The following is a 14,784-nucleotide window of genomic DNA, read 5'->3' on the forward strand; positions in this document are numbered from 1 at the left end:
TCCTAGGCGAGGTACTGGCAGGTGGAGCGCGGGGTGTAGACGCCGTGCCCGGCGTGTCCGGTGTACTCCCGCCGGTCGATGACGAGTTCACCCCGCGACAGGACCGTCTCGACGCGGCCGGTGACGCGCCTGCCCTCGTACGCCGAGTAGTCGACGTTCATGTGGTGGGTCTCGGCGGAGAGCACCTGTTCGGCGTGCGGGTCGTAGATGACGACGTCCGCGTCGGCGCCCGGGGCGAGGGTGCCCTTCTTCGGGTACAGGCCGAACATGCGGGCCGGGGTGGCGCAGGCGATCTCGATCCAGCGGCGGCGGGAGAAGTGACCGTCGACGACGGCCTGGTGCAGCAGGTCCATGCGGTTCTCCACGCCCGGCAGACCGTTGGGGATCTTGGAGAAGTCGCCGCGGCCCAGTTCCTTCTGGCCGGCGAAGCAGAAGGGGCAGTGGTCGGTGGAGACCACCTGGAGGTCGTTGGTGCGCAGCCCCTTCCACAGGGCGGCCTGGTGTTCCCTCGGCCGCAGCGGGGTGGAGCACACGTACTTGGCGCCCTCGAAGTCCGGCTCGGCGAGGTTGTCGGTGGACAGGAAGAGGTACTGCGGGCAGGTCTCGCCGAAGACGTTCAGCCCCTCGTCCCGGGCCCGGGCCAGCTCGGCGACCGCCTCCGTGGCGGAGACGTGCACGACGTACAGCGGGGCGCCGGCGACCTGGGCGAGGCGGATGGCGCGGTGGGTGGCCTCGGCCTCCAGCAGGGCCTTGCGGACCTCGCCGTGGTAGCGGGGGTCGGTCTCGCCGCGGGCGAGGGCCTGTTCGACCAGGACGTCGATGGCGATGCCGTTCTCGGCGTGCATCATGATCAGCCCGCCGTTCTCGGCGGAGCGCTGCATGGCGCGCAGGATCTGGCCGTCGTCGCTGTAGAACACGCCCGGATAGGCCATGAACTGCTTGAAGCTCGTCACCCCCTCCTCGACCAGCAGGTCCATCTCCTTGAGCGTCTCCTGGTTCACATCGGAGACGATCATGTGGAAGGCGTAGTCGATCGCGCACTTGCCCTCGGCCTTGGCGTGCCAGGCGTCCAGACCCTCGCGCAGGGTGTGGCCGACGCTCTGCACCGCGAAGTCCACGATCGTGGTGGTGCCGCCCCAGGCCGCGGCCCGGGTGCCGGTCTCGAAGGTGTCGGAGGCGAAGGTGCCGCCGAAGGGCAGCTCCATGTGGGTGTGGGCGTCGACGCCGCCCGGGATGACGTACTTCCCGGTGGCGTCGATGACCCTCCCCCACCCTCCGGTCGGGGGTGCCCCCCTTTCGCCTCGCTCCGCGGTGAACGCCCCGGCCGCGGGCGTACCGGAGGCGGCGAGGGCGGCGATGCGGCCGTCCTCGACTAGGACGTCCGCGTGGATCTCGTCCGACGCGGTGATGACGAGACCGCCGCGGATGACGGTACGGCTGCTCATACTGCTCCCTCGGTCGACGGTACGGTCAGGGCGCGGTCGGCGGCGCGCCCGCCGGGCGGTGGCGGTCGTCTCCGTACATCCCTCGGCTGCCGCCGGTGGCGTCTGTCAGCAGCTCGCGTCCGCGCTTCTCAGCGCCTCCTCCAGGATCGCCGCGCCCTCTTCCGCCTCGGCGACGGTCAGGGACAGCGGCGGGGCGATCCGCAGGGCGCTGGTGTCGTGCCCGCCCCCCTTGCCGATGAGCAGACCGCCGTCGCGTGCCGCCTCCAGCACCGTGGCGACGGCCTGCGGATCGGCGTCGTCCGTGCCCGGCTTGACCAGTTCGACGCCGATCATCAGCCCCCGCCCGCGCACCTCCCGCACACCGGGCAGCCGGGCGGCGACCGTCCGGAGCCGCTCGATGAGCAGTCCGCCGACCCGCCGGGCGTTGCCCTGGAGGTCGTGTTCGAGGAGGTGGGTGAGGTTGGCGAGGGCGGCGGCCATGGTGAGCTGGGTGCCGCCGAAGGTGGAGATGCTGTTGGCGTCCAGGCAGTTCATGATCTCGGCGCGGGCGACGACCCCGCCGACGGACATGCCGTTGCCGATGCCCTTGGCGAAGGTGACGATGTCCGGCGGACCGTTGCGGGCGTGCGCCTGCCAGCCCCAGAAGTGCTCGCCGGTGCGGCCCCAGCCGGTCTGCACCTCGTCGGCGATCCACAGGACGCCGTGGGCGGAGAGGACTTCGCGGAACGCCGCGTACAGCCCGTCGGGCGGCGAGGTGAACCCGCCGACGCCTTGGACGGGTTCGGCGATCAGCGCGGCGGGCGGGCGGATGTGACCGAGGACGTCCCTCAGGTCGGCGACGCACGCGTCGATGAACGCGCGGTCGTCCAGCTCCGCGTACGGCCCCCGGGTGCGCACGCCGCCGTGGACGTACAGGGTGTGCAGCGGGGACAGCGAGGTCGGGGACCAGCCGCGGTTGCCGGTGATGCCGACCGTGCTGAAGGAGCGGCCGTGGTAGCTGTTGCGCATGGCCAGCACGGTGTTGCTGCGCCGGTAGGCGGTGGCGAGCAGCAGGGCGGTGTCGTTGGCCTCGGTGCCGGAGGTGGTGAAGAACACGCGGGCGTCCGGGATGCCGCTCACCTGGGCGATGCGCTCGGCGAGTTCGACCATCGGCCGGTTGAGGTAGAGGGTCGAGGAGTGGATGATCCGGGCGGCCTGCTCGCTGACCGCCTTGGTCACCGCGGGCAGGGCGTGCGCGGTCGACGTCGTCAGGATGCCGCCGAAGAAGTCCAGGTATCTGCGGCCGGTGGCGTCCCAGACGTACCGGCCCTCCCCGTGGGTGATCTCGATCGGGTCGTCGTAGTAGAGGGCGAGCCAGTCGGGCAGCACCCGGCGGTGACGGGAGTAGAGGTCGTTCACGGCTGCACCAGCCCGTCGTAGGCGTCGGGGCGGCGGTCACGGTAGAAGGCCCACTGCTGCCGCACCTCCTCGATGAGGTCGAAGTCGAGGTCGCGGACGACGAGTTCCTCGGTCTTGTCGTCTGCGGTCTCCCCCACGAAGCGTCCGCGCGGATCGACGAAGTACGAGGTCCCGTAGAAGTCGTTGTCGCCGTACTCCTCCTGCCCCACCCGGTTGATGGCGGCGACGAAGTACTCGTTGGCGACGGCCGCGGCGGGCTGCTCCAGTTGCCACAGGTGGGCGGACAGACCCCGGTGGGTGGCGGAGGGGTTGTAGACGAGCTGGGCGCCGTTCAGGCCGAGTTGCCGCCAGCCCTCCGGGAAGTGCCGGTCGTAGCAGATGTAGACGCCGACCTTGCCGACGCTGGTGTCGAAGACGGGCCAGCCCAGGTTGCCGGGTTTGAAGTAGTACTTCTCCCAGAAGCCCTTGACCTGCGGGATGTGGTGCTTGCGGTACTTGCCGAGGTAGGTGCCGTCGGCGTCGATCACGGCCGCGGTGTTGTAGTAGAAGCCGGACTGCTCGACCTCGAAGACCGGGACGACGATCACCATGCCGGTCTCGCGGGCGAGGTCCCGCATCCGCCGGACGGTCGGCCCGTCGGGCACCGGCTCGGCCCAACGGTAGTGCTCCGGCTCCTGCACCTGGCAGAAGTAGGGGGCGTTGAAGACTTCCTGGAAGCCGATGATCCGTGCGCCCCGGCGAGCCGCCTCGCGGGCGTGCTCCTCGTGCTTCGCCACCATGGACTCGGTGTCGCCGGTCCAGGTGGCCTGGACCAGAGCGGCGCGTACGACGTTGGCCATGAGCTGCTCCTTCGACGCGGCCTCAGAGCCTCTACGCCCGTAGAGCAGGCCGTAGAGGGACGAACGTAAGCCCCCGGGCGGCCCTTGCCAAGACCATCGTCGTCAACCCGCGGAGTCGATCACGTTTCGCACTCCGCTGGGTGAGCTGATCCTCCGGTCAGGGGACGGACCGGGGCAGAGCGGGGCATGCTCCCCCGCCGTCGCTCACGGCCCGTGCCCGGCGACGCGCAGCGCGTGCACCAGGTCCCAGTGCCGCTCGTCGGACACCCCGAGCGCGGCCCGGAGCAGCAGGGGCACCAGGCGCCCCGGACCGGCGGCGGCGCACCGGGCGGCCTCCTCGGGCGTACGGACGCGCACACAGGCGTCCAGCAGGGCCCACGCCTCGCGGTGCCGGCCCTCCTCCTCCAGCCGCAGCACAGCGGCGCCGATCTGCTCCGCCGGCCGCGCCACACCCTGCCGCAGCATCTGCCGCGCGTCGGCGTCCCGGCCGGCCGCGGCGAGCGCGTCGGCGGCGGTGACCAGCCGCTCGACGGGCAGCGAGGCGGCCTCCCACAGCAGTGTGGCCCAGTCGGCGCCGAGCCCGGCCCGGTCCAGGGCGTCCGCGAGCGGCGGCAGCCGGCCGGCGGGCCACCACGCGGCCTCGGCCAGCAGCACGTGCGCCTCACCGCTGCGCCCCTCGGCCCGCAGCCGCGCCAGCCGCTCCACGGCCCCGGCGACCGCCTCCCATGCTCCTTCGTCCACCACCGCGGCAGCCACCGGCACCGCCACGGCCGCCTCCCCCGCCCCGGCGAACCGGGCCCCACGAGGCGTACGGCCCCCGGCGCCGGCGTCCGGCACGGAGGCCTGCGGCACGACCACGGGGGCTTGCGCCTCCCCCTCCCCCATCCCGGCGAACCGCGCACCACCGCGACGGCGCCTTCGGGACTTGCGGGAGAGGGCGGCGGCGGGCGGAGTGGGGGCCGTCGGGGCCAGGGGAGCTACGGAAGTGGGCATCCCCGGCGCCCCGGGAGCTTCTGACGGGTACCAGGGCGCGCCGGCGGACACGGCGCCGGGAGAGAGCGGACGGGCCGGGGGCGTCGTACGGGGCGAGTCCTCCACGTCCGCCGGGCCCGGACTCCGGCCAGGGGACGGGTGTGCTGTCGGGCGGTCCAACTCGGCCATCCGGGCACGTAATTCGGCGCAGCGCGCGGTGGCGCGCTCGTGGTCGTCGCGGGCCTGGGCGAGGTCGAGGCGGAGGGTCTCGGCGCGTGCCCCGGACACCGGCGCGGACAGCAGACGGGTCAGTTCGGCGTGGCGTTCCGCGGCGTACCGCTGCTCGCGGAGCATCACGTCGAGCCGGTCGGCCAGGACGTCACGGGCGCCGGGCCGGGTGTCGTACGCGGTGATCGCGGCGGCGTGCAGCGCGTGGGCCCGTTCCCGCTCGGCCGTCGCGAAGGCGGGGCCGTACGCCGCGCCGAGGTCCTCCAGCAGGGCCTCGACCACGTCCCACGGGGGGATCTCGCGTCCGTCCAGGCAGGCCCGCATGCCCTCGGGGTCGCGGTGCCAGAAGACCGCGCTCCAGCCTCCGCCCTGGCCGAGGCGCGCCAGGAGTGCGTCCAGAAAGCTTGCGAACTCCCGTACGCGGCCGGGGAGTCGATCCACCGCCATCGCCCCGCTCCCGCCCGGCTGCCAGCACTCCGTCCGGTAGCCAACACCAGCCGTGTTACGGATCTGCTACGGAGAGTTTTCCGGCAGTGCCCGAACGCCTCCTGGCGAGATCTCACCCCTCGTGCGGTCGACGCTCAGCGCGCGGCCGGCTCGTCCGTCGACAGCCCCGGCACGCCCACCTGAGCACATCCGCCGCCCGAGCCCCCCACGGGCAGACAAGCCCACCCGAAGGGGCGCGAGGAACCGCGCGGGCGACATGGTCACCGCCCGCCTGCCGGCGAACAGCGACCCGCTTCGGCCCCCGGCACCGGGCACCGTCCCCGACGACCGGCGCCGCCCCCGGCGAAGGACCCGCGGCGAACATGCCCGCCCCAGGGGATCGTGTCATCGTGGGCATGAACCGCCCCCACCCGGTTATCCGGCGGAGCCAGTCGTCAGCGAAGGAACGCAACGCCATGACCAACGGCTACCCTCCTGACCCCTTCGGCGAATTCCTGGCCCGCTTCTTCGGCGGCCCCCCGGGCGGTGCCCCCGGCCCCCGCCACATCGACATCGGCCGCCTGCTCAGCCAGCCGGCCCGGGAGCTGGTCAGAGGGGCCGCCCAGTACGCCGCCGAGCACGGCAGCCGGGACCTGGACACCCAGCACCTGCTGCGCGCGGCGCTGGCCACCGAGCCCACCCGGAGTCTGCTGAGCCGGGGCGGGCGCGGACCCGGACTCGCTCGCGACGGAGATCGACGGCCGGGCCGGGCCGGTGCAGCACGGGCCGGACGAGGCGCCACCGCCGACCTCGCTGTCCCTGACCCCGGCGGTCAAGCGGGCCCTGCTGGACGCGCACGACCTGGCGCGGGCGAGCGGCGCCGGGTACATCGGCCCGGAGCACGTGCTGAGCGCGTTGGCGGCGAATCCGGACTCGGCGGCCGGGCACATCCTGAACGCGGCCCGGTTCTCGGCGGGCTCCATGCCGCCGGAGGCCCCGGAGAGCGGCCAGCCCCGCCCGGAGCGGCAGCGGCCCACGGGCACGCCGACCCTGGACAAGTACGGCCGTGATCTGACCGAGCTGGCCCGGCAGGGCCGGGTCGACCCGGTCATCGGCCGGGATGCGGAGATCGAGCAGACCATCGAGGTGCTGTCGCGACGCGGCAAGAACAACCCGGTGCTGATCGGTGACGCGGGCGTCGGCAAGACGGCCGTCGTGGAGGGCCTGGCCCAGCGCATCGCGGACGGTGACGTCCCGGACGTCCTGGCGGGACGCAGGGTCGTGGCCCTGGACCTCACCGGGGTCGTGGCCGGCACCCGGTACCGGGGCGACTTCGAGGAACGCCTGAACAACATCGTGGAGGAGATCCGCGCGCACTCCGACCGGCTGGTCGTGTTCATCGACGAGCTGCACACCGTCGTGGGCGCGGGTGCCGGCGGCGAGGGCGGCGCGATGGACGCCGGGAACATCCTCAAGCCGGCCCTCGCCCGGGGCGAGCTGCACATCGTGGGCGCGACCACGCTGGAGGAGTACCGCCGGATCGAGAAGGACGCGGCGCTGGCCCGCAGGTTCCAGCCGATCCTGGTGCCGGAGCCGACGACCGGGGACACGATCGAGATCCTGCGCGGGCTGCGCGACCGGTACGAGGCCCACCACCAGGTCCGTTACACCGACGAGGCGCTGGTCGCCGCCGTGGAGCTGTCGGACCGGTATCTCACCGACCGGCGGCTGCCCGACAAGGCGATCGACCTGATCGACCAGGCGGGTGCGCGGGTCCGGCTCGGTGCCGGCACGAAGGGCACGGACGTGCGCACGATGGAGCGCGAGGTGGAGCAGCTCGTCCGGGACAAGGACCAGGCGGTCGCGGACGAGGACTACGAGCAGGCCAAGCAGCTACGCGACCGGATCACCGAGCTGAGGCAGCGGATCACGGCGGCCAGCGGCGACGGGAGGGCCGACGAGGGGCAGCTCGAGGTGACGGCGGAGGCCATCGCGGAGGTGGTGTCCCGCCAGACCGGCATCCCGGTCAGCCGGCTGACGCAGGAGGAGAAGGAGCGGCTGCTCGGTCTGGAGGAGCACCTGCACCAGCGGGTCGTCGGTCAGGAGGAGGCCGTCGGCGTGGTCGCGGAGGCGGTGCTGCGCTCCCGCGCGGGGCTGGCCAGCCCGCACCGCCCGATCGGCAGCTTCCTGTTCCTCGGTCCGACCGGTGTCGGCAAGACGGAGCTGGCCCGGGCGCTCGCCGAGGCCCTGTTCGGCAGCGAGGACCGGATGGTCCGGCTCGACATGAGCGAGTACCAGGAGCGGCACACCGTCTCCCGCCTGGTGGGCGCCCCGCCCGGGTACGTCGGCCACGAGGAGGCGGGGCAGCTCACCGAGGTGGTGCGCCGGCACCCGTACTCGCTGCTCCTCCTGGACGAGGTGGAGAAGGCACATCCGGACGTCTTCAACATCCTGCTCCAGGTGCTGGACGACGGCCGGCTGACCGACTCCCAGGGGCGGACCGTCGACTTCACCAACACGGTCATCGTGATGACCAGCAACCTGGGTTCCGAGGCGATCACCAGGCGCGGCGCGGGGATCGGGTTCGGGCCGGGCGGTGCGGACGCGGACGAGGAGGCGCGGCGGGAGCAGATCCTGCGGCCGCTGCGGGAGCACTTCCGGCCGGAGTTCCTCAACCGTATCGACGAGATCGTGGTCTTCAGGCAGCTCACGAGCGAGCAACTGCGGCGGATCACCGACCTGTTGCTGGGGGGCACCCGGCGGCTGCTGGACGGGCAGGGCATCACGGTGGAGTTCACCGACGCGGCCGTCGACTGGCTCGCCGAGCGCGGCTACCAGCCGGAGTACGGCGCCCGGCCGTTGCGCCGCACGATCCAGCGCGAGGTGGACAACCAACTGTCCCGGCTGCTGCTGAACGGCACGATCGCCAAGGGCAGCCGGGTGACGGTGGACGCGCACGACGGGCGGCTGGACTTCCGCACGGACGAAGCCCGGCCACCCGCACCCGAGTTGTGAGCGTGAGGGGGTCCCCCGGCTCTCCGGGGGACACTGCCGTCCCGGTGCCGCCGTCTACGGCGCCGGGTCGACCACCATCGCCGAGCCGCCCCCGCGCCGTACCTTCTCGGCGGCGGCGAGCCACTTCCCGCCCGGCAGCCGCTGCACGCCGGTCGCCGCGCCGATCTCCGGGTTCTCCTTGAAGTTGTGCCCGAGGGCCTCCAGCCGCGCCCTCATCTCACTGTCGTACAGGGCGGGTTCGAGTTCGGTCTGGGCCGCGTTGCGCTGGCTGGCGCGCGGGGCGGCGATGGCGTCGACCAGCGGCAGCCCCCGGTCCAGGAAACCGGTGAGCGTCTGGAGCACGGTGGTGATGATGGTCGCGCCGCCCGGCGAGCCGAGCGCCACCACCGGCTTGCCGTGCCGGTCCAGGACGATCGTCGGGGAGATCGAGGAGCGCGGGCGCTTGCCCGGGCCCGGCAGGTTGGGGTCGTGCACGGCCGGGTTGGCCGGCGCGAAGGAGAAATCGGTCAGCTCGTTGTTGAGCAGGAAGCCCCGGCCCGGGACGGTGATGCCGCTGCCGCCGGTCTGCTCGATGGTGAGCGTGTAGGAGACGACGTTGCCCCACTTGTCGGCCACGGTGAGGTGGGTGGTGTTCTCCCCCTCGTAGGTCGTCGGGGCCGCTGTGCCGCCCTTGCCGCACGCCGCGGGGTGGCGCGGGTCGCCGGGCGCGAGCGGGCTGGTGAGGACCGCGTCGCTCCGGATCAGGCAGGCGCGCGAGTCGGCGAACCGCTGGGAGAGCAGCGGCTTGGTCGGTACGTCCTCGAAGGCGGGGTCACCGACCCAGCGCCCGCGGTCGGCGAAGGCGATGCGGCTGGCCTCGATGTAGCGGTGCAGGTACTGCGTCTCGCTCGCCTTGGAGAGGTCGCTGCTCTCCAGGATGTTGAGCGCCTCGCCGACGGTGGTGCCGCCGGAGGAGGAGGGCGCGATGGAGTACACGTCCAGGCCGCGGTACGACGTCCGGGTGGGCGCGTGGAACTTGGCGTGGTAGACGGCCAGGTCCTTCTCGGCCAGCTTGCCGGGGCGCGCGTTCCAGTGGGAGGCGGGGTCCACGGGCGGGTGTTCCACCGTGCTGACGATGTCGTCGCCGATGTCCCCTCGGTAGACCGCGTCGACGCCCTTGCGGCCCAGCTCCTCGTAGGTGCGGGCGAGTTCGGGGTTCTTGAACGTGGAGCCGACGGCCGGCAGCCGTCCGCCCGGCAGGAACAGCTTGGCGGTGTCCGGGAAGTAGCGGAACCGGGTCTCGTTGGACGCGGTCTGCGAGCGGAAGGTGTCGTCCACCGTGAAGCCGGCGCGGGCGATCCGCTCGGCCGGTTTCAGTACCGTACCGAGCCTTCTGGTGCCCCACTCCCCCAGCGCCTGCTGCCAGGTGGCCGGGGTGCCGGGCGTTCCGACGCTCAGGCCGCTGCTGACGGCGTCGGCGAAGGCGAGGGGTTTGCCCTTCTCCAGGAACAGGTCGGAGTCGGCGCTCTGCGGCGCGGTCTCGCGGCCGTCGATGGTGTGGACGGTGCGGGTCCGGGCGTCGTAGTAGACGAAGTAGCCGCCCCCGCCGATGCCGGCCGAGTAGGGCTCGGTCACGCCGAGCGCGGCGGCCGTGGCGACGGCCGCGTCGACCGCGTTGCCGCCCTTCTTGAGGACCTCGATGCCGGCGGCGGAGGCGTCCGCGTCGACGCTGGCGACCGCGCCGCCGTATCCGACGGCCACCGGAACCTTCGTGGCCGTCCCGCTCGTTGTCGTGCCGGGCGGGGCCGCCGCCCCCATCGACACCATGGCGGCCGAGACCGCCAGTACCGCCAGTTTCCGCGTGCCAGGACGACCCATCCGTACCTCCCGTCGGGACAGTCCGCGCAGCGTAACCAGATTGCCGCAGTACTGACAGTACGCCTCGGCGGCCCGCCACACGAACGTCACACATCGAACACCGGTCCGTACGTCTACCCCCGGGACCGCTAGTCGCTGCTGCCGGGCGTGCACGTGAACGTGGAGGCCGAGGCCGGTCCGCGGCGCGGCGCCTTCCGGATCGACGGGACCGACTACCCCGGGGAGCACGGCCGGAGCGAGTACGTGCTGCTCGCCCGGCTCACCGCGGGTGAGCGGCGCGACTCGCGCCCGGTGTTCCTGTTCTGCGGCCAGAGCGCCATCACCAACCAGGCGGCCACCCGCTATCTCGCCCGTCACCACGAGCGGCTGGCCCGCAGGTACCGCACCGGTTCGTTCGTCCTGCTGCTGAAGGTGGTCAACTCGCGGGCGTACGGCCCCGATGTGGCGGAGCTGGTGGCGGACGTGACGCGGGCGGCGCGGACACCGCGGCCGGATCCCGTCACGGGCGACGAGTGAGCCCTCAACAATCTTTACCCGTACGTAACTTACCGACGGGTTACTTACGGTAAGGACGCGCGGTTACCGTCGGGTCACTTTGCACGGAACCCAGTGAAGGAGTGACCCGTGGGACAACGTCGCGCCGCTCTGCGCACCTCCGCCGCGGCAGCCGTCTCGGCGGCCCTGGTCGCCGGCACCGTCACCGCCCTCGCGCCGGCAGCCGAGGCCGCCCCGTCCGTCCGTTTCGTCGACATCACCGGCGACGGCGGCACCGTACTCAAGGCCAACGTCCTCACACCCGCGGGCGCCGACGCCTCGGCCCGCTATCCGCTCGTCGTGCTGCCCACGAGCTGGGGCCTGCCCCAGGTCGAGTACCTCGCGCAGGCGCAGAAGCTCGCCGACTCCGGCTATGTGGTGGTCGGTTACAACGTGCGCGGCTTCTGGCAGTCCGGCGGCCACATAGAAGTGGCCGGTCCGCCCGACGTAGCGGACGCCTCCCGGGTCATCGACTGGGCCCTGGCCCACACCCCGTCCGATCCGCGGCACATCGGCATGGCCGGGGTGTCGTACGGCGCCGGGATCAGCCTGCTCGCCGCCGCGCACGACAAGCGCGTCAAGGCCGTGGCCGCCCTCAGCGGCTGGGCGGACCTGATCGACTCCATCTACTCCGGCCGCACCCAGCACCTCCAGGCGGCGGCCGTGCTGGACGGCGCGGCCACCCTCACCGGCCGCGAGAGCCCCGAACTGCGCGCCATCTTCGACAACCTGTACTCCTCGAACCTGTCGAAGGAACAGGAGATGACCGACTGGGGGCAGAAACGCTCCGCCGTGACATACGTCGACCAACTGAACGCCAACGGCGCCGCGGTCATGCTGGCCAACGCCTGGGGCGACACGGTCTTTCCCGCGAACCAGTACGCCTCCTTCTACGAGAAGCTGACCGGCCCCAAGCGGCTGGAGCTGCGCCCCGGCGACCACGCGACCCCTGAACTGACCGGCCTGTTCGGACTGCCCAACGACGTGTGGACGGACACCGAACGTTGGTTCGGCCACTACCTCAGAGGCGCCGACAACGGCATCGAGCGCGAACAGCCGGTCCGGCTGAAGTCCCGTAGCGCGGGGGGATACGAGGGCTACCCGGACTGGAAGTCGGTCGCCGCGACCCGACGGAAGATCGCGCTGACGGGCTCGCCCACGATCCACGCGAACGTCGACTCCGGCGCGGACGGCGGCATCGTCTTCCTCTCCAGCATCCTGGACCAGGTCGCCCAACTGCCGCCCGTCGCCTGGATGCCGCTGCTGCCGCGCCGCTGGGCGGCCGTCTGGCAGTCGGAGCGGTACGGCACCACCCAGCGCGTGCGCGGCACGGCGAGCCTGCACACCACGCTCACCCCGACCGCGGAGAGCGGCACCCTCATCGCCTACCTGTACGACGTGGGCCCGCTCGGCCTCGGCAAGCTCGTCACCCACGCGCCCTTCACCTGGCACGGGCGGACGCCCGGCGCACCGTTCACCGTCGACCTGGACCTGTTCTCCACGGCCTACGACGTCCCCGCCGGGCACCGCCTCGCGCTGGTGGTCGACACGGTCGACCCGCTCTACCTCGAGCACAACCCGTCCGGCGCGCAGCTGACCTTCTCCTCGCCCGTGGACGACCCGTCGTACGTGTCCGTCCCCTTGCGCGAGCAGTGATCTCCGGCTGCCGCCGGACGAGCCTGGCCCGTGTGGACTGCTGCCCCCTTGCGGTCCCGGGGCCATGGGGGGGCTCCCCACCCGGCAGCAGCGTCCCAGGGCCGGCCGCGGCGACCGCCACGGCCGGCCCTGGGACTGCGCTGCTCACGGCGGGACACCCGGCCGGCGAACCACGAGAGCAGCAGGCACATCCCGATGTGGATCGGCGGTCACCATCACCACGGGGATGAACGGCAAATCGTAGTCGAGGTTGGCGGCGATGCGTCGCCCGGCGTGGGGGAACTCCTCGCGGGACCCGCGCATGCCGGGCGCGAACGCGGCCTCCCACCGGCCGCGTTCGCCCGCGCCCACGGCCCTCGGCCCTCGCGCCCCGCTGTGCCGGTACTGCCACAACCGGCCTGAACCACAACCGAGTTGGCCGGCGGCCCGCGCCGTCGGGGTCTGATCCGCACGTACACCGCGGGGCGGTGGGGAGGCCCCCAGCGGGTCAGGCCTCGGCGATCTCCGCGTACAGTTGGGACAACTCGGGAACCCCGCTGACCGCCCACTCCTGTCCGGCCGGCACCACCTCGACCGCGCGACCCGAGGCGAGCCGCACGACGGGCTCACCGTCGGAGGTGATCTGCCAGGCGGCGCCGGACACGGTCCGCACCACGACCGTACCCAGGTACAGCCCGGCGTCATGGCCCAGCCAGGGCAGCAGCTCGGCGTCGTCCCGCCAGCGCGGCACCATCTGGTCCAGGGCCTCCAGGGAGGCCGGGGTGTCGTCGAGGCGGACGCCCGCCCGGGCCGCCTGCGAGCGGAGCAGCTCGCACTCGGATAGCAGCGCGGCGATCGCCCCGGGATCGGCGGGGAGCGCCGCGTCACCGTTCTTCTTGTGCCGGGGGCCCAGGAACGGAAGGTGCATGGACCCAGCGTGGCATCACACGTCCAGGTCGACCACCACCGGCGCGTGGTCGGAGGCGCCCTTGCCCTTGCGCTCCTCGCGGTCGACGTAGGCGTCCTTGACGGCACGGGCGAACGGCTCGTTGCCGTACACCAGGTCGATGCGCATGCCGCGGTTCTTGGGGAAGGAGAGCTGGCGGTAGTCCCAGTAGGTGAACGGGTGGTCGTACTTCAGCGGGCGCGGCACGACGTCGCTCAGGCCCGCCTCGCGCAGGGCGGCCAGGGCGGCGCGCTCGGCCGGGGTGACATGGGTGGAGCCCTCGAAGGCGGCCCGGTCGAAGACGTCCTCGTCCGTCGGCGCCACGTTGTAGTCACCCAGCACCGCGAACGGGCGGCTGCCCCGCGCGTCGCCCTGCACCGCCGCTCTCAGGGCCTCGAACCACTGGAGCTTGTACGCGTAGTGCGGGTGGCCGACCTCGCGGCCGTTGGGCACGTACACCGACCAGACGCGAACGGGACCGCAGGTCGCCGCGAGGGCCCGCGGCTCGGTCACGCCGTCGTAGCCGGGGTCGCCGGGCAAGCCCTTGACCACGTCCTCGATGCCGACACGGGAGAGCACCGCGACGCCGTTCCACCGGCCGGTGGCGTGGACCGCCGCCTCGTAGCCCAGCTCGCGAAGCTGGTCGACCGGGAACTGCTCCTCGGCGATCTTGGCCTCCTGGAGGCAGAGCACATCGGTGCCGCTGCTCTCCAGCCAGGCCAGCAGCCTCGGAAGGCGGGCGGTGATCGAGTTCACGTTCCAGGTGGCGATGCGCATGTCCCACAACCTACCCGGCGGGTGTGACAACCGGCCGTGCTCACAGGTCGGCGGAGGCTCCCGGGGCCAGCCGCAGGTGGTCCGTGCCGCCCAGGGCGCCGATCTGGCGGTCGTAGATCGGGCGGGCCAGGTCGGTGAGCAGCGCGTCGTGGACGTCGTAGGCGCGCTGCGGCCCGACCTCGCGGACGTAGTCGATGACCTCGGAGATCTTGCTCCAGGGGGCCATCACCGGAAGCATCAGGGTCTCCACGGAGCGGCCGGGGACGGTGAGGGCGTCGCCGGGGTGGAACACCCTGCCTCCGTCGATCAGGTAGCCGACGTTGGTGATCCGCGGGATGTCCGGGTGGATCACCGCGTGCAGCTCGCCGTGGACCTCCACCTCGAAGCCGGCGGCGGTGAAGGCGTCACCGTGGCCGACGGTGTGCACCCGGCCCGGGAAGGCCGCCGCGATCCGGTCGGCGACGGACCTCGGCGCCCAGATCCCGGCGGCCGGGTTCGCCTCCAGGGCGGCCCGCAGCCGGCCCTCGTCGAAGTGGTCCGGGTGCTCGTGCGTGACCAGGACGGCGTCCGCGCCGACCGCCGCGTCCTCCTCGGAGAACCCGCCCGGGTCGATGACGAGGGTGCGCCCCTCCTTGTCGAGGCGGACACAGGCGTGGGACTTCTTCGTGAGCTTCATGTCTCCCCATCCTGCCGCGTACGGCCGCCCCGCGCG

At 72.6% G+C, this 14,784-nt stretch carries 9 protein-coding genes and 3 pseudogenes; 3 read left to right on the top strand and 9 right to left on the bottom strand.

Features of this window, described 5'->3' with window-relative positions; all coding sequences use genetic code 11:
* Positions 1 to 2: 2 nt before the first annotated feature.
* From hydA to D9753_RS06195, 4 genes are all read right to left on the bottom strand, one after another.
* Complete coding sequence (gene hydA / locus D9753_RS06180) at positions 3 to 1,445, bottom strand: dihydropyrimidinase (RefSeq protein WP_121786086.1); 1,443 nt, start codon at positions 1,443 to 1,445, stop codon at positions 3 to 5.
* 105 nt (positions 1,446 to 1,550) lie between these two features.
* Entirely contained in the window at positions 1,551 to 2,843 is a 1,293-nt protein-coding gene (locus D9753_RS06185) for an aspartate aminotransferase family protein (RefSeq protein ID WP_121786087.1), read from the bottom strand.
* The gene (locus tag D9753_RS06190) at positions 2,840 to 3,682 is read right to left on the bottom strand and encodes a nitrilase-related carbon-nitrogen hydrolase (protein WP_121786088.1); all 843 of its coding nucleotides are present in this window, start codon (positions 3,680 to 3,682) and stop codon (positions 2,840 to 2,842) included. The genes D9753_RS06185 and D9753_RS06190 overlap by 4 nt, the downstream gene beginning before the upstream one ends.
* A 204-nt stretch (positions 3,683 to 3,886) precedes the next feature.
* Entirely contained in the window at positions 3,887 to 5,329 is a 1,443-nt protein-coding gene (locus D9753_RS06195) for a hypothetical protein (protein WP_205614064.1), read from the bottom strand.
* 455 nt (positions 5,330 to 5,784) lie between these two features.
* Between D9753_RS06195 and D9753_RS06200 the strand changes: the two are divergent.
* Positions 5,785 to 8,323, top strand: a pseudogene (locus D9753_RS06200) (ATP-dependent Clp protease ATP-binding subunit).
* A 54-nt stretch (positions 8,324 to 8,377) separates the two neighbouring features.
* On the opposite strand, the gene ggt reads toward D9753_RS06200, so the two are convergent.
* Entirely contained in the window at positions 8,378 to 10,180 is a 1,803-nt protein-coding gene (gene ggt / locus D9753_RS06205) for a gamma-glutamyltransferase (RefSeq protein ID WP_121790928.1), read from the bottom strand.
* 132 nt (positions 10,181 to 10,312) lie between these two features.
* On the opposite strand from ggt, the pseudogene D9753_RS06210 reads away from it, so the two are divergent.
* A pseudogene (locus D9753_RS06210) lies at positions 10,313 to 10,696 on the top strand (hypothetical protein); the annotation flags it as partial.
* Between the two features lie 108 nt (positions 10,697 to 10,804).
* Positions 10,805 to 12,370 carry an alpha/beta fold hydrolase gene (locus tag D9753_RS06215; protein WP_121786089.1) on the top strand — a complete coding sequence of 522 codons (1,566 nt, stop codon included), beginning with the start codon at positions 10,805 to 10,807 and terminating at the stop codon, positions 12,368 to 12,370.
* A gap of 79 nt (positions 12,371 to 12,449) precedes the next feature.
* Here D9753_RS06215 and D9753_RS37665 read toward each other — a convergent pair.
* The 4 genes and pseudogenes from D9753_RS37665 to D9753_RS06235 all read right to left on the bottom strand — a co-directional run.
* Positions 12,450 to 12,658, bottom strand: a pseudogene (locus D9753_RS37665) (amino acid ABC transporter permease); the annotation flags it as partial.
* A 199-nt stretch (positions 12,659 to 12,857) separates the two neighbouring features.
* Positions 12,858 to 13,277 carry a DUF6278 family protein gene (locus D9753_RS06225; protein WP_121786090.1) on the bottom strand — a complete coding sequence of 140 codons (420 nt, stop codon included), beginning with the start codon at positions 13,275 to 13,277 and terminating at the stop codon, positions 12,858 to 12,860.
* A gap of 15 nt (positions 13,278 to 13,292) precedes the next feature.
* Positions 13,293 to 14,072: an exodeoxyribonuclease III gene (locus D9753_RS06230; protein WP_121786091.1), complete on the bottom strand. Its 780-nt coding sequence runs from the start codon at positions 14,070 to 14,072 to the stop codon at positions 13,293 to 13,295.
* A gap of 40 nt (positions 14,073 to 14,112) precedes the next feature.
* Entirely contained in the window at positions 14,113 to 14,748 is a 636-nt protein-coding gene (locus tag D9753_RS06235) for an MBL fold metallo-hydrolase (RefSeq protein ID WP_121786092.1), read from the bottom strand.
* Positions 14,749 to 14,784: the final 36 nt, after the last annotated feature.

Source organism: Streptomyces dangxiongensis (genome assembly GCF_003675325.1).
Lineage (GTDB): Bacteria > Actinomycetota > Actinomycetes > Streptomycetales > Streptomycetaceae > Streptomyces > Streptomyces dangxiongensis.

Excerpts from the sequence above, each read along its gene's own strand:
- ggt (WP_121790928.1), bottom strand. The coding sequence starts at position 10,180 with ATGGGTCGTCCTGGCACGCGGAAACTGGCGGTACTGGCGGTCTCGGCC.
- D9753_RS06230 (WP_121786091.1), bottom strand. The coding sequence starts at position 14,072 with ATGCGCATCGCCACCTGGAACGTGAACTCGATCACCGCCCGCCTTCCG.
- hydA (WP_121786086.1), bottom strand. The coding sequence starts at position 1,445 with ATGAGCAGCCGTACCGTCATCCGCGGCGGTCTCGTCATCACCGCGTCG.
- D9753_RS06235 (WP_121786092.1), bottom strand. The coding sequence starts at position 14,748 with ATGAAGCTCACGAAGAAGTCCCACGCCTGTGTCCGCCTCGACAAGGAG.
- D9753_RS06190 (WP_121786088.1), bottom strand. The coding sequence starts at position 3,682 with ATGGCCAACGTCGTACGCGCCGCTCTGGTCCAGGCCACCTGGACCGGC.
- D9753_RS06195 (WP_205614064.1), bottom strand. The coding sequence starts at position 5,329 with ATGGCGGTGGATCGACTCCCCGGCCGCGTACGGGAGTTCGCAAGCTTT.
- D9753_RS06225 (WP_121786090.1), bottom strand. The coding sequence starts at position 13,277 with ATGCACCTTCCGTTCCTGGGCCCCCGGCACAAGAAGAACGGTGACGCG.